A 21,882-nucleotide genomic window follows, 5' to 3' on the forward strand; every position below is an offset into this window, starting at 1 on the left:
GTCACGGGACCAAGGTTCACAACCGCGATCAGATTTTCAGCCTGAATGCCCCTTCCGGGCGCTGAGCGACGCCGCTAAGCCTGCGGTCACCCCTCATCCAGCGCTCGCTTATGATCGTCTTTGTTCAGCGTCATCAGCGCCACAATACTGACCAGTGCGGTCGCCATGACATACCAGGCGGGAATATCGGGATTGCCCGTCTCTTTCATCAGCCCGGTGATGATCAGACCGGCACAGCCGGAGAAGAGCGCGTTAGAGAGTGAATAGGCCAGGCCCAGACCGGTATAACGCACCCGCGTCGGAAACATCTCTGACAGCATCGCCGGTCCCGGCCCGGCCAGCAGGCCCACCACACCCCCTGCGATAAAGACCACCAGCCCTTTCAGCCCGGTTGCGGTGTTCTCAGCCTGCAACAGGTTGAGCAGCGGCAGAGAGAGCACCAGCAGCAGGATCGCCGCCGAGACCATCACCGTCCGGCGGCCTATCCTGTCGCTCAGCATTCCCGCCGGAATAATCGTGACGGCAAACCCGAGGTTCGAAATCACCGCAATCAGCAGCGCCTCATTAAAGCCGGTGTGCAGTGAGGCCTGCAGGTAGGTCGGCATAATCACCAGCCAGGTGTACCCGGCCGCCGACCACACCATCAGCCGGCAGATGCCGAGCAGAATCGTTTTCAGGGTGTCACTCAGGCTGGCGGTCACTTTTTCGCGGGGCTGCGCCTGCTGCCGGATAAACGCCGGAGTCTCCTCCATGCCAGCCCGCAGCCAGAGCGCGATCCCCCCCAGCGGCAGGGCAATAAAGAACGGGATGCGCCAGCCCCAGCTCTGCATCTCTTCCGGCGTCAGCAGCCGCGAAAGCAGCGCAACGATCGCTGCACCCGCCAGCAATCCCAGCGCAACGGTAAAGGATTGCCAGGCACCATACAGGCCACGCCTGCCAGGCGGAGCAAATTCGGTCATCAGCGACACCGCCCCGCCATACTCGCCTCCGGCAAACAGCCCCTGCAGAATACGCAGCCCGGTAACGATCAGGGGAGCCAGCACGCCCAGCTGGGCATAGGTCGGCACCAGGCCGATAGCCGCGGTGGCCAGCGTCATCATGATCAGCACAAAAATCAGGGTGGGCTTGCGCCCAATCCTGTCGCCCATCCGGCCAAACAGCACGGCGCCAAGCGGACGGAAGAAAAAGGCGATGGCAAAAGAGGCGTAGGTCAGCAGGATACCGGTCAGCGCGGATTCGCCCTGAAGCCGGAAGAAGTTCTCCGCAATCAGGGTAGCCAGGAAGCCATAAACGGCAAACTCATACCATTCAATGAAATTTCCGACCGAACCGGCAATCAGGGCACGTTTGCGGCGGGGGGAGCTGAGCAGATCAGTATCGGAAGCGGACATGGCAGGCGATCCTCAGTCAATCATGGGTCGCTTATGATTAGCACAATCGCTGCCCGGCTGCGCACGCTTCTGCCCGCCGCGTTAGCGCGGACACAGAAAAAGGGCGATAGCACAGTGTGTCAGACCTTTTTCATCCTCAGCCCTTGCACATCCGCTTTACCGTTGTCAGGATGTGCGCCATTGACTGAATCAGGCGAAAAGATAATGAACGCGCACACCTCAAAAGATCCTCTGCACGGCGTCACTCTGGAGATGCAGATCAACCATTTAGTCGCGCAGTATGGCTGGGCGGAACTGGGAAATCGGGTCAACATCAACTGCTTTAAAAACGATCCCAGCGTGAAATCGAGCCTGAAGTTTCTGCGACGCACCCCCTGGGCGCGGGCGGAAGTGGAAGCGCTCTATCTCGCCTCGCTAAAAGCGTAACGCGGCACACTTGTTTCACTGAAGCAGAACCGGGGTAAGTCTGAGCTTATCCTCTGTTATTATTGATGCTGCACCTCCCGGCATGAACAAGCCCGCGGGTGAACATCATGCGCAGCATGCTTTCGGCGATAGCCGGGACAAGGGCAATCCTTCGCCCTGACAATCTTAATCCTGATGATGAGCAGTCTCTCTGGCTTTCCACAACGCGAATAGCGTAATCGCCAGCGCGAAACTGACGTACAAAGAGACCCACAGCGTGCTGCCCATTTCTTTAAATAACGTGGTGATGATCAGGGGCGCAAAGCCCCCGCCGACAATGCCCGCCAGGGTATAGGCCAGGGATGAACCCGCGTAACGCACATGTCCCGGAAACTGCTCAGTGACAAACGCGGCCTGCGGCCCGTACATCATCGCATGGATCAGCAAACCGCCAATCACCGCCAGCACGATCAACACCGGATGCGCGCTATCAAGCAGCACAAAGAACAGAAATGACCATACAATCGCCAGCAGCGCGCCGGTAATGTAAACCGGGCGTCGTCCCCACCTGTCTGAAAGCGCGCCAAACATCGGCACCGTAATCGCGTTAACTATTGCGCCCAGCATTGTAGCCATTAACGCCAGCGGTCGCGGTAATTGCAGCACGGTGGTGACGTAGGTCAGCGTAAAAACGACCACCAGCGCGTAAAGGACATCAGAGCCGATACGCGATCCTCCGGCAATAAGTAGCTGTTTCGGATAGTTTACGAAAACCTCTTTTAACGGGGTGTGCGTGGTTTTCTCCTGTTCCTGCATAGCGACAAAGGTGGGTGTCTCTTCCACACCGCGACGCAGCCACAGGCCAAATATCACCAGTACCAGGCTTAGCAGGAACGGAATGCGCCAGCCCCACGCCTGAAACTGATCGGCGCTCATCATCACCGTAACCAGCGTAATAAAGCCCGTGCCGATCAGCGTGCCGCAGGATGGACCAACCTGCGCAAAGGAGGCGTTACGCCCGCGTTTATTCGCGTCACCATGCTCCATCGATAACAACACGGCCCCTGCCCATTCGCCGCCCAGCGCGATGCCCTGCACAAACCGCAGTGCGACTAACAGAACCGGGCTCCAGATGCCCCAGACCGCATAGCCCGGCAGCAGGCCCATTAGCGCCGTGGTTACGCCCATAATCACCAGCGTGATGATCAACACCGCTTTACGCCCCGCGACATCGCCAAGGTGGCCGAACACGAAGCCCCCCAGCGGACGTGAAATATAGCCTACCGCATAGGTTGAAAACGCCAGAATGGTGCCGACCAGCGGATCGAAGCTGGGGAAAAAGATATGGTTAAACACCAGCGCGGCCATGATGTTGTAAACGGTAAAGTCGTACCACTCAAGCGCGGTGCCAATCGAACTGGCAGCAGCCAGACGCCCGGTCTTCGATTTGGTGCGCACGGCGCCTGCTGCATGTTGCAGAGAATCGGTATCAGCCATGGGTCAGCTCCTGTTTTGTTAACTGCCAGTTGAGGGCATAACGCTGTATCTCTCCCGCAAACAGCTGTGCCGCGGCCGCAGCGAGGCGATCGCAGCTCCGTGCATCGCTGCAATGAATCAGCAGCATCGGCTGCATTTTCCGCTGTTCCTGGCTTTCCTTCGGTAACGGCGAACTCAGGATGCTGTCTGGCATCAGCACGCAGGAGGAGATGTAGCCCGGCGTCTGGCTTATCTGCTGCTGCCAGGCGCTTAGCGCACTGCCATCGATCGCCTGCAGCGTCAACACCGCTAACTGATTGCCCGTGCCTTTGCCATGCTTGTGCACGACCGTGCTCACCCGGCGCATGGGGTTAACCATTTTTTGCAGATTCTGTACCGACCATGCCGTCTGGTGCGTGAATGCGGCGTGATAATCGGCGCTGGTAAAGGCGTCCAGCGAGTCGGTTTCATATAAACCGAGATATTGATACTCAGCGTTAACTGCCTGATAGCGTGTACCGCTCAGGAATCCCGCAATGGCTACACGCTCCTCTACGTGTTCATGGTCATACCACTGGTTAAAGTCAGCCTCATCTTCAGCGCCAATGTTGGTGGCGACATACAGCATGCCGTGGGGTTGAGTCATCATCAGGATCTCCGGTTAAGGGCAGTTTCCACGGCAAGCGACCAGCTGATTAAGCGGGCGTCATCACCATGAATCGAAGCAAGGCTCAGGCCAACCGGAGCAGAACCCGGTTGGTGGCAGGGTAAAGAGAGCGCACAGCCGTCCAGCATGTTGATAATGCTGGGGTTACGCAGCATCAGCGCGTTGATCTCCATATAGCGCTGCGCATCACTGAGCGACGCGATAGTGGGCGCGACAAGCGGAACGGTTGGCATGAGTAACGCATCAAAATCCCCTAGCGCTGCGTTGATGCGCTGTTGCCATGCAGCACGCTGCTGGTAAAGCTCAGTGGCATCCTGCACGGTGAGATGGCTGCCGCGCTGGATGCGGCCCAGCACCTGGGGATCGTAAGCTTCAGGGTGTGCCTGCGCGCTTTTTTTATGCCATTGCCAGGCTTCATAAGCCGTAATGCCGCCACGCGCATTCATAGCATTCAGCTCATCCAGCTCAGGCAACGTGATGTCGGTAACCGTCGCTCCCGCCTGCTTCAGAAGCGTGATGGCTCGCTGCCAGGCCTGCGCCACATGCTGATCCAGACCATCCAGTACGCGCGTTTGTGGCACAGCAAAGCGCGCGTTTCGCAGATCCAGCGACTGTAACGCCAGCGGCCGATCGGCAATGACGCTATCCAGCAGCCAGCAGCTGCGTACGTCGTCCGCGATCACCCCGATGCTGTCGAGTGAGGTCGAAAGCGGCAACGTTCCCCGCTGGTTGATGCGCTTTGCCGTGGGTTTGAAGCCGGTCAGGCCACAGAGTGCAGCAGGGATCCGCACCGAACCGCCGGTATCGGTGCCAACAGCAGCCAGACACATGCCCTCAGCAACCGCCACGGCCGCGCCAGAGGACGATCCGCCGGGGATACGCTGCTGTTCGCGCTGCCACGGATTGACTGGCGTGCCGTAATGGGGATTGATGCCTAAGCCGGAAAAAGCGAACTCCGTCATCGTGGTTTTACCAACGATGGCGGCGCCCGCCAGCAGTAGCTTATCGACGACGCTGGCATTGGCAGCCGCCACGGGCGCATCGGCCAGTAAGCGTGACCCGGCCGTGGTCGCCTCTCCCTCGACATCGAACAGATCTTTAATGCTGACTGGCAGTCCATCGATGGGACTTAGCGCCTGCTTTGCCTGCCAGCGGGCGTTTGCCGCGCTACAAGACACGGCGTAGCGTTGCGTGAACACCAGTGCACCCTGTTGTTCAGGATCCTGCGCGGCCTGCAACGCGGATTCAGTAAAGGCTTCGGGCAGAGCATCGCCGCTCTGCAACTGCTGACTGGCTTGCCAGAGTGTGGTCATCGGCTCTCTCCTCATGCCACCACCGGCAGCGCGCCGGTGGTGTAAGTGTGTTCCAGCGTGCGATTAAGCACCGGGTCATGCAGCGCCATGCGGAACTGGCTGGATGGCCGGATGCCGCCAATGGCGCCCAGCGTGCCGCAGGAGATAGCAACGCCCTCTTCCACGACACCGCCAGCAAAATAGCGCGCGAGCAAATCCTGTGGTGTCAGCAGAGAGGCCAGCGTGCCCTGCTGATAAATGACCCATTTACCCTGCTCTTTAATCCATGAGCTGAGTTCAAGCACATCCCAGTGTTCGGTAACGTCGCTCATGCGCCACGCGGCGCTGGCAACCGGCTTGATGCACGCCTGCTTAGATAGCGCAACGCTGAAGGTTTCCAGATGGCGGTCGGTATGATCAGACGTGAGGGACACCCATAATTCGCCGCGATGCGAGAAAACGAAGGGTTCGGCTTCGCCGGAGGTCTGCTCGCCTACCACTTCAAGCTCTGATTGCTGGCTGAGCTGATTAACCGCAACCCGGTAAAAAAGCGGAACTGCACCGGGTGCGGGCACGCCGAGGGCTTCTAATTCACGAATATGGTGCAACACGGCTTCCTTATCGCGGCCGGCCCAGCCAGCAATAATGAAATGCGTAATGTCCACGTTCAGTGTGGTCGCGGCTTTGTCGCCCGTAGAGAATCGCAACTGCATGAGAAAACCTCCGGTTGAAAATTACAGTGAAATTTCACAGTAATTTTAAACTAGCGATTTTCATGCCAGATTTTTGTGTAAGATGTCTTACAGGTAAAAAAAGGAACGTGGTGATGAGTGAATCAGTGGCGGAAAATGTGAACCCAGGCCGTGCAGATAAAAGCCTTTCTCTTAATGAACAAGCCTATCTGGCTTTCAGGCACAAGCTCATTACGTTGCGTTACAAACCTGGCGAATACCTTAATACCGCTCAGGTGATGGATGATCTGGCGATAGGCCGTACACCGGTTAATCAGGCGGTTCATCGCCTCGCAACCGAAGGTTTACTGCAAATTATCCCGCGTAAAGGTGTCATGGTGGCGCCATTATCGATTGATGACGCACTGGAGTTGATTGAAGTACGGCTGGTAAATGAAACGCTCTGTGTTGAGCTTGGCAGCCAGAAGGTGACGGAGGCGCAGCTTGAGCGTCTGCGTCATCTTAATCAGCAAATTGATGAGGCGAGCCAGTTACGCAGCCGCGAACAGATGATGCTACTGGATCGCGAGTTTCATCAGGTCCTGGCTGAGATTGCCGGTAATCGCCATCTGGCCGATATCCTTAGCGTGATTCATGCACAAGCGCAGCGCTTCTGGGCCACCACCCTTTCCAACGTGGCGCATATGGATGAAGTGATCGCTGAGCATAATGAAATCATTGCCGCGCTGAAATCAGGCGATACGCAACGTGCAGCCGAAGCCGCACGTGCGCATATTTTCTCATTTAAGCGCGCCCTACTTTCCGCTTAAAGACCAGGCCGCGAGCCGTCACAAGCCCCCTTTCTGACAGCGCCTGATCGATTTCAGTTTATGCAAGACCCGGTTGCTGCGGGCGGCGCGCTAATGATGGCTGGCTGCTGATATCGTTTTCAGGGGATCAGCGGCTTTCGCGAACATGATATGTCCGTTGGGGAGTGTTGCCGGTTCGCTGTTTAGCCTGGGGCAATCGCGTTGAAGCGGGGGCATATTCGCTTGGTGCCAGAAGCGGACGATGCTTGCGACATGGTATGTTAGTTTACGGAGGGCTGGTCAAAACGGATCATCCTCCCGCACCACCTGTCTCAATACTGTGGCGGAAGTAATATGTGAAAGTAATTAGCAGGCTACCTTCACCGTACAGATTTAAACAAATTTCAGGACCATATGAGATCCCTGGGTTTTTTTGACTGCTTCATCAATATAATGCTGGCGAACAGCATCAGTCACAGGTTCACTTTCATAGGGGGGTTCAAACTGTTTCATGGTGCTTTTTTCAGCCACAAAACCACCCACGACCATTTCACCTTCTGCCCTGATTTTTTTGCCCTCGATATCAAGCATCACATATGAACTTGTGCCTGTAATTTTCATATCAGTTATCCCTTACAAAAATGACTTTTTCCGTCTGTGATATCGGATCGATTGTACTGATTTTCGTGACATTATCATTGCCCATCAGGCGCGGTAACTCAACGTTTTCCCATATATTACCTTCACGCAGGGACTGCCCCACTACGGCCCTGACTTCTCCAGAGACCTGTTTTGCATAAGACGCGGAGACATCCTCCCAGGCCTTGATGCTCTGCGGGTTATCGAAATCCCATTCAGGCATTTTAATATTTTTATCTTTGATTGTGGATTCGAGCGTGACACCGCCCCGGGACTTCGCGATGGCTTCTGCGACGTCAGGACCGCCGACACCTTCAGTACGTCCTGACCAGAAAAAGGCACTGTCCGGATCAGTGGCCAGTTGGGGTTCTATTTCTTTAAGGTTGATGAGGCTCTTAGGCGTGTTACGCCACGCATTAAAGGCTGCGCCTCCTTTTGCACCTGCAAGGCCGCCTGCAAACGCACCGCCTAATGAAAGCCACTTCTGACCGTCAGAGCCTTCTCCCCATAATTTCCCGCCTATGTAAGCGCCGCCATAACCTCCACCAAGACCTCCCGCAAAACCCAGCAGGGCTATCGCCGGTCCTGCCAGAACGGTCGTGGCCGCAAGGCCCACGCCCAGCAGTACTCTGTCCACCCAGTCAGGAATTTCAGGACTGATTACGTCAGTCTGCTCTTTAATGCCACCAATAATGACGTTAGTAGATCCGCCGCTGATGACCCCACTGCAAGTCAGGCGGTCCCCCATCCTGGCAGCGGGTAGTCCGTTGATACAGACGCGTGAAGATCCTTCTGCCACCCGCTGTAAAGCCGGGCCATGCTCGTCACAGTCACCTACAGACATATGCGACATCACCGCCGGTCTTCCGTTGATGAATACGTTTGATGAACCAGTAACCAGATGGCCGGTTTCGTGGTGGGGTGCCCATGACATACTGCCGAGAACTTCTCCCAGTCCGCCGCCGCCAGCTGCGCCTGCGACCGTCGCGGCCAGGACTACTGTTCCGACGCCCCCCGTGGCCAGCGTGAACGCCGCACCGGCAATGGCCCCGCCTATCAGACCGAGCACCAGCCAGCCTTTAGAGGCGGAGTGTTCTATGCCGTCCCCCACGCGTGCAGCGGAAAAAGCTTCAGCGGCACCACTCATTTTTCATTTATCCGCTGGCGGAGGTAAGCCTCAACGACTTCAGTGGTATCAAGGCCGTCAATACCCCGGACAGTTCTGGCCAGAAGCAAACTTGATATCAGTCCAGGTCTCCTGGTACCTGCCATCTCCCACAGCGCAAAGCGGCCAGCATGCTCGCCATCAGGTATCGGAGACAACATCAGTGGTTCACCGACAGCGTCAAAGAACAGATAGTTGCCGTTCCTGGCCCGGCTGAGATCAATCGATGAGTAGAGGTCAGAAATTGAAGGGAACACATTCAGTTCGCGGCTATCACGGTCAAAGCTAAAGAAGAGTTCCTGGCTGTCGGCGGGGATCTGGCTCCCCCTTGCGGTAGAATCTGGTGCATCGTCCGGAAAGGTAATGCTGTCCGTGATGTTGTCATAGATACGGCCATGGTAATCGTCAAACGCATCCGGGCAGGTGCCAATGAAACAGAGCAGCTTTTTTCCCGTATTATTTTCAGATGTCAGTACCACCCTCTGCTTCTGAAAGATGATTCTTTCGCCAGATTTGAAACTGTAAAACAGTTCCAGGGCCTGCCTGCCATTCAGTTCAGTGAGCCGGGCATGATTGAGTGAGAGATCCTGCAAAGTCGCCTGCAGTTCGGAAGACAGTCTCTGGGATACTGACTGAAGCGTGTCTTCTGCAGTAGCGGTTGCACGTGAAATCACAAAGGTGAATTCATTGGCATTCGTATGGCTTAGGGTAAAGAGGTTCATGGTGCGATCGCGAAATACGTCAGGCACCGTAATGTTGCAGTCCTGCAAGGTATATTCAGACATGTAAAGCTTCTCCGGTCCGTGAGTCCGGACCAGAATATCAACGTTTATTAAATGATCCCCAGGTAATACTGATTTAAGTTTGATCTAATTCAAAGGTGTTCTTTACACCTTCTGACCTGCTACCTGATAATTCACACAGAAGGCTGTTATCAATGTCCGCTTTTCGCTCTTAGTGGACATTGGCCTGCACAACGTCCTCTTTGTGCCATAAGCGGAAGTTGCTACCTGATGCTATGTATATCTAAAGAAATATATGGTGACCATGTTTATGTTATCGGCTAGTCGTCCGATATATAAGCTAAAGATGCGAAGTGCGATAAAGGATGATGCATGAGGGAACTGACTGAATTAATTGATCAGCAAAGCTCTGGCTGGCTTATGGTGCAGCAATGGTTGAAAGAAGCGAGCAATCACTATGAAGTGCTTCCCTGTAATCCGACTCTCGCAAGATCTGCGTTACATCAGCTTCAGGTAACAACGCTCTCCCCGCTTGGCGCTGTGGTTTACGAAACGGGAGGCATCCTGGTTGATAATGGCTGGTTGCGGGTTCTAGGCTCCGGTCATCCCAGGCTGTCGCGAGCTCCTGCTTCCTGGACGCGATCGGTAACAACAGGCCAGACATTACAGGCGCTCTTAGTTGCTGATGATGTATCGGGGGGCTTCTTTGCACTTAACGGTGGTGAATTCGGTGAAGATCGAGGCGGTGTATATTATCTCGCACCGGACTCTCTGGAATGGGAAAGCCTTGATATCAACTATTCAGGTTTTCTGCTCTGGGTTCTCTGTGGCAATTTGGATCGATTCTATCAAAGCGTACGCTGGACAGGCTGGCGTGAAGAAACATCTGAAATAAAGGGGGACGCGGTTTACTCCTTTTATCCTTTCCTATGGACCGAGCCACAATTGCCTGTAGAGCAGCGTTCACGAGCTGTTGTGTCTGTTGATGAGCACTGGTCATTTTGCATGAATTTACAACATCAATTAAACAATATGCGCAGCGACTGACCTCCTTCGTGTAGATTAAGACACCAGGATATAAGTAATACTCTGAACATTTTAAGAGCAATAGCTAACCTCCGCTTCTCGCTCATAGCAGACATGCTGGTCCAATGGCTGCTGCCTGCCAAAAGCGGAGCTTTATAAGAGCTGTAGAAGGTCAACGACCACGATGCTTCTCTAATCGAATAAAAGCGCCATCAAATGTTGTCTTATTACCCCAGCCGAGTTGCATGTAGGATTTGGCCGCACGGCTGTTTTTATCTGTTTCCAGCCAGGCAAATACTTACCCTTTAAAAGCCTGAGGGGTTTTATTATAATATTTAAGAAAAGCTCTCCTCATTCTTGATGAATTACCAAAACCGCAGTGCTTTGCTACTTTCTCGACAGAAAGGCCTGAGTTTTCCAGCATAGCTTTTGCTGAATCTAACCGAATTCTTTCAACTAATTTCGCAATTGTTGTGTCTGTTTCTTTAATAAAAAGCCTGCTGAGCTGTCTTGGGCTAAGACATGCTATTTCAGCAAGAATTTCGATTCGTAAATCCTGATTTAAATGCGCATGAATATAATTTAAAACTTTTTTAATTTTCGACGACTCAGCTTCTAAATGTAAAAGAGGGGAAAATTGCGTTTGTCCCCCTGTGCGCCGTTGTGCTACAACAAGTTCCTGAGCTACCTGTAATGACACAGCAAAGCCAAGTTGATCTTCAATTATTGCAAGTGCGAGATCGATACCGCTGGATATTCCAGCTGATGTCCAGACACTTCCATCTTTTACAAATAAGTCATCAGTATTTAGCGTAACCTCAGGATATAATTTTTTAAAAGCATGCTTGTGTTTCCAATGTGTAGTGACTTTTTTACCATTCAGCAATCCTAGCTCAGCGAGAACAAAGGCCCCCGTGCAGATACTGCCATATTGTTTACTGTTCAGGCATGCAGTTCTGAGTGCCGTACCTTCACGGCTGTCTTTCAGAATACTTCTACTACCTTTTCCTCCAACAATCAAAAGTAAATCGAATTTTTCAGCTGGATCAAGCCTTTGAGATTCAACAGAAAATCCTGCTGTGCAATTAATCATACCTCCCTTGTGAGAACATACTTGTGGCTTATAAAAAACAGGATGGCCTGTGAATTTTACCATCTGAAAAGCAGCTAAAGGCCCACTTAGATCAAGCAGTTGAAAATCATCAAATATGTAAAAGCCAATGTTCATGATGTCCTTTTTTGAATGATTAATGTCATTTTTGCCAACATTGTAGATGGTAAGCTGATTTCTGACCATTTCAATTTAAGGAAAATCCCATGACTAACCGCTTCAGAGTTTTGATGCCAATTTATAACGGCGTAACGCAGCTTGATTTTACTGGTCCCTACCAGTTCTTCGCCCGTACGCCTCAGTTTGAAACGATCCTTGCGTCTGTAGGCGGTGAGGATATTCATGCGGATGGAATGCATTTCACGGGGCTTAGCGATCTCTTGCTTGAGAAAGAATGTGACGTACTGTGTGTGCCTGGGGGCAGTGGATGTACAAATGCTATTGAGAACGAGAGGTTTATGAAATCTATAGTAGCGCTGGCTCACACTGCCTCATACATAACTTCTGTTTGTTCTGGCTCATTAATACTCGGCGCTGCTGGTTTACTCATAGGTAAAAAGGCTGCCTGCCATTGGGCATGGCGCAACCAGCTTAACCTGTTTGGCGCAATTCCGGATGAAGGGCGTGTGGTCAAAGATGGAAATATCATTACAGGTGGAGGAGTAACAGCGGGTATTGACTTTGCTCTGGCTTTAATTGGTGAGCTCTGCGGTGATGATGTAGCGATGCGAGTCCAGTTAGGGCTGGAATATGCTCCACAACCTCCTTATGACGCTGGGCGTCCTGAGACTGCTCCAGCCTGGATAGCTGCGGAAATGAAAGCATCTGCCATAGAACGCGTGTATGAGCGGATGCATATTCTGGAAAAGGCAGCGAAAAATATTCCTAATCTTTTACAGGGCTGATTGCCTAAAAAATTATAAAGGTGAAATATGAACAGAAGAGATTTTATTTCTTCATATTGCTGTGTTCTATGCGCTTCTGCACCTGTCTTCAAAGCCATTGGTAAGAGTTCACCCACTCTGCCTATGTCAAAAATTAATGGAAAGCTACCTGCTACACTGGCTGGAATAACTATACCGCATACGCGTTTCGCTGATGGAGCAACCGAACTTGTGGCGTCCTGCTCAACAGCTCCACTTTTTAACCATGTCGTAAGAACTTATTTGTTTGGTGCTTCTATTGGAAAAAAACTTGGCAAAATTTTCGATGAGGAAATGCTTTATTTGGGTTGTATAATGCATGATCTGGGCCTCACGGAAAGATTTATTAAAGATGCCAGGTTTGAATTAGATGGAGCCGATGCAGCACGACAATACCTGGTTGATAATAATTTCTCTGAAGAAAAAGCAGATGTTATATGGGATGCGATATCTTTACACGCGACTATGGAGTTGCCAGAACGAAAACGACCAGAAATTGCGCTTGTTCACTTAGGCGCATTTATGGATGGTGGGATGAATGCAAATATGTTCCCAATGAGCTTTTTTGAAGAAATATTTGAGCGATTCCCACAAAATGGGAATAAAGCTCATTTTATGGAGCTGGTTGCCAACGTTTTGAGAAAAAAGCCACACACAGCCTATCTTTCATTCGAAAAAGACATCGGAATAAAAATGGTGCAGGGATTTCCTGCAATAAATTATTGCGATATAAAGCCAAAGTATCCTTTTAACAGATAAAAATCTTTCCTGTTAAATCATAGCGCCTGGGACAGATTTTACTTACTCCCTTATGCAAGGGAGTACATATAACACTTTCGACCAGGAGCGCTGACTTTAGACGCTGATCTGTTGGCTTTTTATCCTATGCAGCTTTGTGTGATAACAATCGTCATTGTCCGCTTCTCGCTCAAATCAGACATCCATCACCTGCAACCACCTCAAGCCTTTAAAACACCCTCTTTGCCTGACACTAAACGCAACTGCTCGCCTGCCGGGAACCCGTCACGCGGCAAGCCGTCAGCCTGAGGCACTGAACAGCACGCAATAAAAAAGCCCGCGCAGGGTCACCTGCGCGGGCTTTTCACATCAGGACGCGATTACAGCGCCATGTCGTGTTTGGCTGAAGGCGCTGCCTGCTCAGGCTGAGCCGCTGGCGCCGGTGCTGATTTGCCATCCATGTTGATCACAGGCGGCGTGGTCAGCTGCAGGGTTGCCGCAGTGTCATTCCAAACCTGCTGCAACAACGGCACGTTGTCGTTCAGCTTCTGGCCATAACCGGGGATCATTTTGTGGATCTTGGCCTGCCACTCTGCTGACTTAAACTCTTCCGGGAACAGTTTCTGCATCACGCTTAACGCGATAGGAGCAGCGGTTGACGCGCCCGGCGACGCACCCAGCAGGGCTGCGACAGTTTTCTGCTGATCGGTCACAATTTCTGTACCCAGTTTCAGTACGCCACCTTTCTCAGCATCTTTCTTGATGATCTGAACACGCTGACCGGCCTGAATCAGTTTCCAGTCCTCTTTCTTCGCGTCCGGATAGTACTCTTTCAGCGCGTCGAAGCGATCTTCATCACTCAGCATCACCTGACCGATCAGGTATTTCACCAGGTCGAAGTTATCAATACCAACATCGGTCATTGGCACGATGTTATGGGTCGTGGTGGTGCTCAGCAGGTCAAACAGCGAGCCGTTTTTCAGGAACTTGGTAGAGAAGGTTGCAAACGGTCCGAACAGCACGACGCGCTTGCCATCCAGATAACGGGTATCCAGATGCGGAACAGACATCGGTGGTGCACCGGTGGAAGCCTGACCATAGACTTTCGCCAGGTGACGATTCGCAATCGCGCTGTTTTCGGTCACGAGGAACGAACCGCCAACCGGGAAGCCCGCGTAGTTGTCCGCTTCCGGGATACCGGTTTTCTGCAGTAACTTCAGCGCGCCGCCACCGGCACCGATAAAGACATATTTCGCATCGACCGCGCGCTCGCTGCCATTTTTGACATCTTTAATGGTGACGTGCCAGGAGTTGTCGCCGTTGCGCTTGAACTCAGTAACTTCAGATGAGGTTTCCAGACGGAAGTTGTTATTCTTCTTCAGGCTGCCGATCAGCTGACGGGTAATTTCGCCGTAGTTAACATCGGTGCCGACCGGGGTCCAGGTTGCCGCGACTTTCTGCTGCGGATCACGACCTTCCATAACCAGCGGCGCCCACTGTTCGATCTGCTTGTGATCGGTGGAGAATTTCATGCCCTGGAACAGCGCGGTTTTCTGCAGTGCAGCATAGCGCTTAGTCAGGAAGTCGACGTTGTCGCCCCAGACAAAGCTCATGTGTGGTGTAGAGTTGATGAAAGAGCGCGGATCGTGCATCACGCCCTCTTTGACCTGTGCGGTCCAGAACTGGCGTGAAACCATAAAGGCTTCGTTAATTTCCAGCGCTTTGGACACGTCGATAGAGCCATCTTTACGCTCAGGCGTGTAGTTCAGCTCCATGTTGGCAGAGTGACCAGTACCGGCGTTGTTCCAGCCGTTTGAGGATTCCAGCGCCACGCCATCCAGCTTCTCAACCATGATCTGTTTCCAGCCAGGCTGCAGCTCTTCCAGCATGGTGCCCATGGAGGCGCTCATGATGCCGCCGCCAATTAACAGAACATCGGTTTTTTCTGGTGAGGTTTCAGCGTGAAGTGCGGATGAAACTAACAGGGCCGCAAGAGACAGCGCGGGAATAACTTTTTGTGAATTCATCATTTTAATCTACAGCTCGGACCGTACTGGTTAAAAAAAGTCCTCAAAGTTTAAAATAATGTTATTTACGAGTTAATGCGAAATTAGTTATAAAATTAAAAATAGCAATTTAGCCTTAATTTAATTACAAAAGGCTTACTTTATTGAGCGATTATTTTAACCACACATTAAGGGTGTCCTTTGAATTATACAATCCCCTAACACAAATATTCTTACTGAAACCGACGGCGGTCAGGCCGCTAAAACTGTACTGATGCGGCGAGTTAGCGTATGTTTCCCGGCGATCTCCCATCCGTACTGAAAGCCTATGACAAGCCAACCACAGAACCGACACGCCGTGACGAAACGACCCATGAAACTCAGTACCCTGACCACACTGATGATGACCGCGGTTATCTTCACCGTACTGCTGGCTGTCCATCTGCTCTATTTCGTTCAGATCGATAACTTTGCCCAGTCGCACCTGAAAGATAAGGCGATGGCGGTCGCCCGAACGCTGGCGGACAGCCCGGAAATTCAGCGGGGATTGCTGTTACCTGACGGCAGCAGCCAGATCCAGCCGCTGGCTGAGGCGGCGCGTAAACGCAATGGCCTGCTGTTTGTGGTGGTGACGGATATGCGCGGCATTCGCTTTTCGCATCCCAATGCTGCGGTGATCGGCAAGCACTTTGTCGGTAACGATATCTATCCCACCCTGAGCGGTCGGGAGAATGTGGCGGTCAATCATGGTGTGCTGGTGGAAGCGTTACGGGTCTTTACGCCGGTGTTTAACGCGCAGCATCAGCAGATCGGCGTGGTGGCGATCGGCATTGCGCTGAATGATGTGGCGGCGCAGATTGCGAAAAGCCGCTGGAACATCGTCTGGACCAGCCTGTTTGGCGGCGTGGTCGGGCTGCTGGGTATCCTGATTCTGGTCCGGCGGCTGAAAACCATCCTGCTGGGTCTGGAGCCACACGAGATTTCCAGCCTGTTTGAGCAGCGCCAGGCCATTCTTAACTCCATCAAAGAGGGGGTGATCGCGGTAGACGATCACTCCCGCGTCAGCCTGATCAATCAGGCCGCGCAGCAACTGCTGCATGAGACCACACAGAAAACGCCAGCCAGCGGCGATCTGATTGCTGAAGAGAGCGTGATGCACCGCCACCAGCAGGATGCGCTGCATGCGGGGAAAGCCTGGTATGATGAAGAGCTGACGCTGGGAAATCGCATCCTGATCACCAACACCGTACCGGTGCGCAGCCGTGACCGGATTATCGGGGCGGTGACCACCTTCAGGGACAAAACCGAGATCAGCCAGCTGATGCAGCGTCTGGACGGCATGGTAAACTATGTGGATGCGTTGCGTGAGCGGTCCCATGAATTCATGAATAAGCTGCATGTCATTCTGGGCCTGCTGCATATGAAAAACTATGCGCAGATGGAAGAGTACATTCTCAAAACCGCCAACGCCTATCAGACGGAGATCGGTTCACTGCTGCAGAAGATCAAATCGCCGATCATTGCCGGTTTCCTGCTCAGTAAAATCAACCGGGTTACCGATGAGGGCCATCAGCTGATTATCGATGAGGCCAGTTTTTTGCCCGACTGCGGCAGTGAGGAGCAGAGCGCGGTGCTGATTACGGTGCTGGGCAATTTAATTGAGAATGCGCTTGAGGCGCTGGATCCGGAGACCGAGGGTGAAATCCACCTCATGCTGCACTATCAGAATGGCTGGTTAGCCTGCGAAGTGAGTGATGATGGTCCCGGCATTGATGCCGCGCAGCTGAACACCATCTTTGAACGGGGCGTCTCCACAAAGGGTGAGGATCGCGGTGTCGGACTGTTTCTGGTCAGACAGCAGACCGAAAGCCTGGGGGGTAGCGTCAGCGTCGAGTCAGAACCCGGCGTCTTTACCCAATTCTTAGTACAACTTCCGTGGGAGAGAGGAATGATTACCCAATGATTAATGTGTTAGTTGTCGATGATGACGCCATGGTCGCGGAGCTGAACCGCTGCTATATCGGGCAGATCCCGGGATTTACCTGCTGCGGAACGGCCTCGACGTTACAGCAGGCGAAAGAGCGGCTGGCCCAGGCCGAGCCGCAGGTGGATCTGATTCTGCTGGATATCTATATGCAGCAGGAAAACGGTCTCGACCTGCTCCCGGAGCTGCGCAGCGCAGGCCGTCCTGTTGACGTGATTATTATCTCGTCTGCTGCCGATGCCGCCACCATCAAAACCTCACTTAACTACGGGGTGGTCGATTACCTGATCAAACCTTTCCAGTTTGCCCGGTTTGAAGAGGCGCTCACCGGCTGGCGACAGAAGAAGTCGCTGATGGATAATCATCAGTTTTACCAGCAGTCAGACGTGGACCAGCTTCTGCATGGCAACCCGCCGGGGGCCAGCGAACAGAAACGCCTGCCGAAGGGACTGACGCCGCAGACGCTGCGGACGCTCTGCCTGTGGATCGACGCCCATCCGGGGACCGAATTCTCGACCGACGAGCTGGCAACCGAGGTGAATATCTCCCGCGTCTCCTGCCGCAAATACCTCATCTGGCTGGCGCAGATCAATATTCTGTTCACCAGCATTCACTATGGCGTCACCGGTCGCCCGGTCTACCGCTACCGACTGCAGCCGGAATATCACACCCTGCTCAAACAGTACTGTCAGTGAGCCAGCCGGTAATCGTCATCCAGCAGCTGAAACGAAAAGTGACGTTGTGACGAACAGATGACCCGCCTGTCGCGGGTCACAAACAGGGCTTCAATACCCGGTTTGTCCGCCAGACAGGCAATGCCCTGTTCCACGCCCAGACCATACAGCAGCGTGGTGTAGATATCGCCATCCAGCGACCGGTCAGAAATCACGGTAACGCTCAGCAGTTCGTTATCCAGCGGATACCCGGTACGCGGGTCCAGAATATGGTGATAACAGATCCCGTTCAGCTCGAAGTAACGTTCATAGATGCCGGATGTCACTACGGAGCGATTGTTCACGCCAATCACGCCGATCAGCTCGTCGGCTGCGCCAAACGGTTTTTTCAGGCCGATTGCCCAGCCCTGTTCATCAGGGGGTGCCCCCACGGTCTGCACGTTGCCGCCCAGATTGATCAGCGCATGGCTGACCTGCTGCTGGCGCAGAAAGGCCTGCACAAGGTCGGCGATATAGCCTTTGGCGATGGCCCCCAGGTCAATCTCCATGCCCGGTCTGGCCAGCATTACGCTGCGGGCGTCGGCGTCAAGCATGACCTCATGGGGATCGATGAGCGCCCTGCGAGCCTGAAGCTCCGCTGGTGACGGCACGCTGTGCCCCTGAAAACCGATTTTCCAGCACTTCACCAGTGGACCGATCGCCAGATTAAACAGGCTGTTGGGCAGCAGGCTCACAGCATGCGCGCAGGCGATAAGATCGAACACCGGCTGGCTGACCACCACCGGATGCTGCCCTGCCGCATGGTTGATCGCCATCACCTCAGAGGCGGCGCGGTTCACGGTGAAGAGATTCTCCTGCTGTCTGATAAGCCGGAAAACCTGTGCGGCCAGGGTCTGATTGTCTTCGAAGAGTTTGAGCAGGATGGGCGATCCCATCAGGATGGCGGAGTAAGCATAGACACGCGCTTCAGTTAACATAGGCGACTCTGCTTCAGAAAGGGAAAACCGGCACCCGCCAGAGGCGGATGCCGGGGAGGACCGTTAACGTCGGGCGTAAGCGGCGGCGTTACCACCGGCCAGAATACCAAAGATGATGATATCGGCGACGGCGTTCCCGCCGATACGGTTCGCGCCGTGGATACCGCCAACCACTTCACCACAGGCCCAGGCACCGTTGATTACCTGTTTCTGAGTGTCCAGCACCGCTGTCGTGGTGTCGATGGTCACGCCCCCCATGGTGTGGTGAACACCCGGCGCGATACGAATCGCGTAGAAGGGGCCTTCACTCAACGGGTGACGCAGCGCGGTCTGACGACCAAAATCTTCATCTTTCTGCTGGATAACAAAGTTGTTGTAACGGGCCAGTGTCGCTTCCAGGGTGTGATGTTCGCCCATGTTAAGTTTCACCGCCAGCTCCGCCACGGTAGGCGCGCTGATGACAAAGCCTTTAGCGATATACTCGTCGGCCGCTTTGTTATTCATCCGCACCTGTTCGTCAAACACAATCCAGGCGCTCTTCTCAGGCAGGGCGATAATCTGCGCCGAGACTTTGTCGCGGGTTTCCATTTCATTATAGAAGCGCTTGCCCGCCTGGCTGACCAGAATAGCCCCGCCGCCGCGAATGGATTCAGAGACCAGATAAGAGGTGGTCTGCTCCACCGTTGGGTGAATCTGGATCTCGCCCATATCCACCGTGCCCGCGCCGATTTTCTCCAGCATCGCAATCCCGCTGCCGGTAGCGCCTTTATGGTTAGTGGTGACGAAGCCATCGAGTTCAGGACGGTATTTCACCACCAGCTCGCGGTTGGCACTGAATCCGCCGGTCGCCACAATCACGCTTTTCGCGTAGAGGATACGGCTGTCGTTGTACTCATCGACCACCTTCACGCCAGTGACCGCGCCATTTTCATACAGGATTTCTGCGACTGAGGTCTCCAGCAGAACTTCGATGTTACGGCTGTTGATGTTTTTCACCAGACCGCTGATCAGGAAGCCCCCCACCGCGGAACGGTCAGCCGGACGGTGAGTCCGGTCAATGCTCATCCCGCCTGTAATGGTAATGTCGTTGAGTTCGATTCCGTGGTTAGCCAGCCATTCGATCGCTTCCGGTGCCAGATCCACAAACTCACGCAGCAGCACCGGGTTGTTTTTGAACTGACCGCCCTTCAGCGTCTCTTCATAGAACAGCTCTTTGCTGTCCTCAATGCCTTTGAGTTTCTGGAAGCGGGTTTCGGCAGCATTCATACCGACCGACGCCTTGATGGTGTTACCCCCGATGGTCGGCATCTTCTCGATGATGACGACGCGAGCGCCCTCGTCGTGCGCCTGAATCGCCGCAGCCAGACCTGCCCCGCCACTGCCGACAATCACCACATCGTAATTCTGCGGTGCATTCGGGTTGCCCCCCTCTTCAATCACATGCGCTTTGCTGGAGGTGGTCATGGCGCGTGAAACCGCTTTTTTCAGCGCCTCACTCTGGGTGGTTGCGCCGGTAATGGCGTCGACGTGCGGGCTGTTTGCTACCAGAATGCGGTTACGCAGGCTTTCAAACGTGGTGGTGAAATCGACATCCAGGGTGTCATCCGGCACCAGTGAAATGTCGGTGATACGGTCCGTGTCGAGCGTCACGTTGATTTTCAGCTTCAGCGCTTCTGCTTCCACTTTTTCCTGATAAACGCCCGCTTTGTATTTACGGCCCGATTCGCTCATGTCGCGGATCATCGCGTCGACCAGCGAGAAGCGCCACAGCGGTTCCGGGATCTGCAGCTCTTCGCGTTTGTTGCTGTCGATATAGAGTTCAAGGTGCTCGTTGTTGATGATCCGGTCAGCCCAGTTCGGGTAGGCGATACAGGCTTTACCAATCGCCACCAGATCGTAGCCTTTTTCCAGCGCCATCTCGGCATCGGCCCGGTTTACAACGCCGCCGACGCCAATCACCGGCACTTTTGCCAGTTCAGGCGACCGCATGGCGAGGTACTTCTCGATCAGCGGCGTCGGGTCCTGGGTATCCACAATCGACGGACGCAGCAGCTGGCCCACAGAGAAGTGGACATAATCCAGGCCACGCGCGGCCAGTTTTTCCAGCAGATAGAGGGTATCATCAAAGCGAATGCCGGGCACTTCGATCTCTTCAGGCGAGAAGCGATAGCCGATGATGAAGGAGTTGTGGGCGAAGCGCTCCGCCATCTTGTGGGTGATTTCCAGCACTTCCAGCGGGAAGCGGGCGCGGTTGTCGCGGCTGCCGCCCCACTTGTCATCGCGCTGGTTAGAGTTGGGTGAATAGAACTGCTGGATCAGATAGGTATTGGCGCCATGAATTTCCACACCATCGAAACCCGCCTTGATCGCACGGTTCACCGCATCACCAAATTTGGTGATCATGGTGTCGACTTCTTCTGCGCTGAGCGCCAGCGGTTGGGTGGCACCTTCACGCGGCGCCGCGATGGCGCTCGGCGCAACCGGGGTTTTCCCGCCAATCAGCTCCGGCTCGACCATACGGCCGCCGTGATAGATCTGTAAAATGGCGGTAGAACCTTCAGATTTGATCGCGTCCGCAATGCGTTTCAGACCGGGGATTTTGTTGTCGCTGTCGATAGCAATGGCACCCGGAAAGGCCGGGCCGCGGTTATCGATAAAGCAGCACTCGACAATCACGGTTCCGATGCTGCCTGCCCGTGCGCGATAGTATTCAACCAGTTCACTGGTGACCGTGCCGTCATAGAAACCGGTACAGGTGGTCATCGGGGCCATCACCAGTCGGTTTTTTAACACGGCGCCATTTGGCAGGGTCAGTGGATTAAGGATGGGAGTGAGTGTATTCATTGCGATAAACTCCAAGATTTAAAAGTCTGGAAATTTTTTAGCGGACGCAAATTATCGCTTAATTAAGTGGTCCGATGTCATGCTGTTAATATACGCCTTTCTTTGCTTACGTAAGCGATAAATTTACTTATTTAACTTTTAAAGCATCTGGAGTTTTTATTTTCTGAATGGCGGAACTAAAGTTATATTTATTGTTAATCAAGGGTAACCAAAAATCAACCATTTGTTTACATTGAAATAAAGCCATTCATTATCATAAAGTTATGTGATATCTTCCTGCTTTTCCGCCCTGCTCACTTGTTGACCTGCTTCACAAAAGTGTCAGAATGCCGGTGGCAGAA

Annotated in this window: 18 protein-coding genes and 2 pseudogenes; 7 read left to right on the forward strand and 13 right to left on the reverse strand. The window is 53.4% G+C overall.

All coding sequences use genetic code 11. From position 1 onward, the window contains the following. Window positions 1-86 precede the first annotated feature (86 nt). A complete protein-coding gene (locus tag OXR04_RS14080) occupies window positions 87-1,391 on the reverse strand; it encodes an MFS transporter (RefSeq protein ID WP_267371054.1) in 1,305 nt (434 codons plus the stop codon). A 204-nt stretch (window positions 1,392-1,595) separates the two neighbouring features. Here OXR04_RS14080 and OXR04_RS14085 point away from each other — a divergent pair. After that, window positions 1,596-1,808, forward strand: a pseudogene (locus tag OXR04_RS14085) (VF530 family protein); the annotation flags it as partial. A gap of 174 nt (window positions 1,809-1,982) precedes the next feature. Here OXR04_RS14085 and OXR04_RS14090 read toward each other — a convergent pair. From OXR04_RS14090 to OXR04_RS14105, 4 genes are read right to left on the reverse strand one after another with little or no spacing between them, the layout of a single operon-like run. Further along, on the reverse strand, window positions 1,983-3,293 hold the full coding sequence (locus tag OXR04_RS14090) for an MFS transporter (RefSeq protein WP_267371055.1): 1,311 nt from the start codon (window positions 3,291-3,293) through the stop codon (window positions 1,983-1,985). Then, complete coding sequence (locus OXR04_RS14095; RefSeq protein ID WP_267371057.1) at window positions 3,286-3,921, reverse strand: DUF4286 family protein; 636 nt, start codon at window positions 3,919-3,921, stop codon at window positions 3,286-3,288. Before OXR04_RS14095 ends, OXR04_RS14090 begins: the two co-directional genes overlap by 8 nt. Next, window positions 3,921-5,252 (reverse strand): amidase, encoded by a 1,332-nt coding sequence (locus tag OXR04_RS14100; protein ID WP_267371059.1) that lies wholly within the window; start codon window positions 5,250-5,252, stop codon window positions 3,921-3,923. The genes OXR04_RS14095 and OXR04_RS14100 overlap by 1 nt, the downstream gene beginning before the upstream one ends. Window positions 5,253-5,263: 11 nt before the next feature. Beyond that, window positions 5,264-5,944 carry a DUF2848 domain-containing protein gene (locus OXR04_RS14105; RefSeq protein WP_267371061.1) on the reverse strand — a complete coding sequence of 227 codons (681 nt, stop codon included), beginning with the start codon at window positions 5,942-5,944 and terminating at the stop codon, window positions 5,264-5,266. A gap of 113 nt (window positions 5,945-6,057) precedes the next feature. Between OXR04_RS14105 and OXR04_RS14110 the strand changes: the two genes are divergently transcribed. Next, entirely contained in the window at window positions 6,058-6,732 is a 675-nt protein-coding gene (locus OXR04_RS14110) for a GntR family transcriptional regulator (RefSeq protein ID WP_267371319.1), read from the forward strand. 372 nt (window positions 6,733-7,104) lie between these two features. On the opposite strand, the gene OXR04_RS14115 is transcribed toward OXR04_RS14110, so the two are convergent. The 3 genes from OXR04_RS14115 to OXR04_RS14125 are packed head-to-tail and all read right to left on the reverse strand — an operon-like array spanning window position 7,105 to window position 9,300. Next, window positions 7,105-7,332, reverse strand: coding sequence for an Imm74 family immunity protein (locus OXR04_RS14115; protein ID WP_111207136.1), 228 nt, complete (start codon window positions 7,330-7,332; stop codon window positions 7,105-7,107). A gap of 1 nt (window position 7,333) precedes the next feature. After that, complete coding sequence (locus OXR04_RS14120; protein WP_140923463.1) at window positions 7,334-8,497, reverse strand: PAAR domain-containing protein; 1,164 nt, start codon at window positions 8,495-8,497, stop codon at window positions 7,334-7,336. Next, entirely contained in the window at window positions 8,494-9,300 is an 807-nt protein-coding gene (locus tag OXR04_RS14125; protein ID WP_267371065.1) for a DcrB-related protein, read from the reverse strand. Before OXR04_RS14125 ends, OXR04_RS14120 begins: the two co-directional genes overlap by 4 nt. Window positions 9,301-9,630: 330 nt before the next feature. On the opposite strand from OXR04_RS14125, the gene OXR04_RS14130 reads away from it, so the two are divergent. Next, window positions 9,631-10,305, forward strand: coding sequence for a DUF2625 domain-containing protein (locus tag OXR04_RS14130; RefSeq protein WP_267371067.1), 675 nt, complete (start codon window positions 9,631-9,633; stop codon window positions 10,303-10,305). A 151-nt stretch (window positions 10,306-10,456) separates the two neighbouring features. Here OXR04_RS14130 and OXR04_RS14135 read toward each other — a convergent pair. Together OXR04_RS14135 and OXR04_RS14140 are read right to left on the reverse strand one after the other, a co-directional pair. Then, a pseudogene (locus OXR04_RS14135) lies at window positions 10,457-10,576 on the reverse strand (GNAT family N-acetyltransferase); the annotation flags it as partial. 6 nt (window positions 10,577-10,582) lie between these two features. Beyond that, window positions 10,583-11,512: a GlxA family transcriptional regulator gene (locus OXR04_RS14140; RefSeq protein ID WP_267371069.1), complete on the reverse strand. Its 930-nt coding sequence runs from the start codon at window positions 11,510-11,512 to the stop codon at window positions 10,583-10,585. A gap of 89 nt (window positions 11,513-11,601) precedes the next feature. On the opposite strand from OXR04_RS14140, the gene OXR04_RS14145 reads away from it, so the two are divergent. Next, the gene (locus tag OXR04_RS14145; RefSeq protein ID WP_267371071.1) at window positions 11,602-12,300 is read left to right on the forward strand and encodes a DJ-1/PfpI family protein; all 699 of its coding nucleotides are present in this window, start codon (window positions 11,602-11,604) and stop codon (window positions 12,298-12,300) included. Between the two features lie 27 nt (window positions 12,301-12,327). Continuing rightward, the gene (locus OXR04_RS14150; protein WP_140029212.1) at window positions 12,328-13,077 is read left to right on the forward strand and encodes an HD domain-containing protein; all 750 of its coding nucleotides are present in this window, start codon (window positions 12,328-12,330) and stop codon (window positions 13,075-13,077) included. A gap of 359 nt (window positions 13,078-13,436) precedes the next feature. Here the strand turns inward: OXR04_RS14150 and mqo are convergent, their stop codons facing one another. Further along, on the reverse strand, window positions 13,437-15,086 hold the full coding sequence (gene mqo / locus OXR04_RS14155; RefSeq protein ID WP_046102922.1) for a malate dehydrogenase (quinone): 1,650 nt from the start codon (window positions 15,084-15,086) through the stop codon (window positions 13,437-13,439). Between the two features lie 349 nt (window positions 15,087-15,435). On the opposite strand from mqo, the gene OXR04_RS14160 reads away from it, so the two are divergent. Both OXR04_RS14160 and dcuR read left to right on the forward strand, forming a co-directional pair. Beyond that, window positions 15,436-17,025, forward strand: coding sequence for a sensor histidine kinase (locus tag OXR04_RS14160; RefSeq protein WP_009093029.1), 1,590 nt, complete (start codon window positions 15,436-15,438; stop codon window positions 17,023-17,025). Continuing rightward, entirely contained in the window at window positions 17,022-17,741 is a 720-nt protein-coding gene (gene dcuR, locus OXR04_RS14165; RefSeq protein WP_009093030.1) for a two-component system response regulator DcuR, read from the forward strand. Before OXR04_RS14160 ends, dcuR begins: the two co-directional genes overlap by 4 nt. Here the strand turns inward: dcuR and OXR04_RS14170 are convergent. Next, the gene (locus OXR04_RS14170) at window positions 17,735-18,697 is read right to left on the reverse strand and encodes an FAD:protein FMN transferase (protein ID WP_267371083.1); all 963 of its coding nucleotides are present in this window, start codon (window positions 18,695-18,697) and stop codon (window positions 17,735-17,737) included. The two genes, dcuR and OXR04_RS14170, sit on opposite strands and share 7 nt — an antisense overlap. Before the next feature lie 63 nt (window positions 18,698-18,760). Continuing rightward, on the reverse strand, window positions 18,761-21,541 hold the full coding sequence (locus OXR04_RS14175) for a flavocytochrome c (protein ID WP_111207310.1): 2,781 nt from the start codon (window positions 21,539-21,541) through the stop codon (window positions 18,761-18,763). Window positions 21,542-21,882 lie beyond the last annotated feature (341 nt).

Source organism: Pantoea sp. GM_Pan_3 (assembly GCF_026541045.1).
Lineage (GTDB): Bacteria > Pseudomonadota > Gammaproteobacteria > Enterobacterales > Enterobacteriaceae > Pantoea > Pantoea anthophila.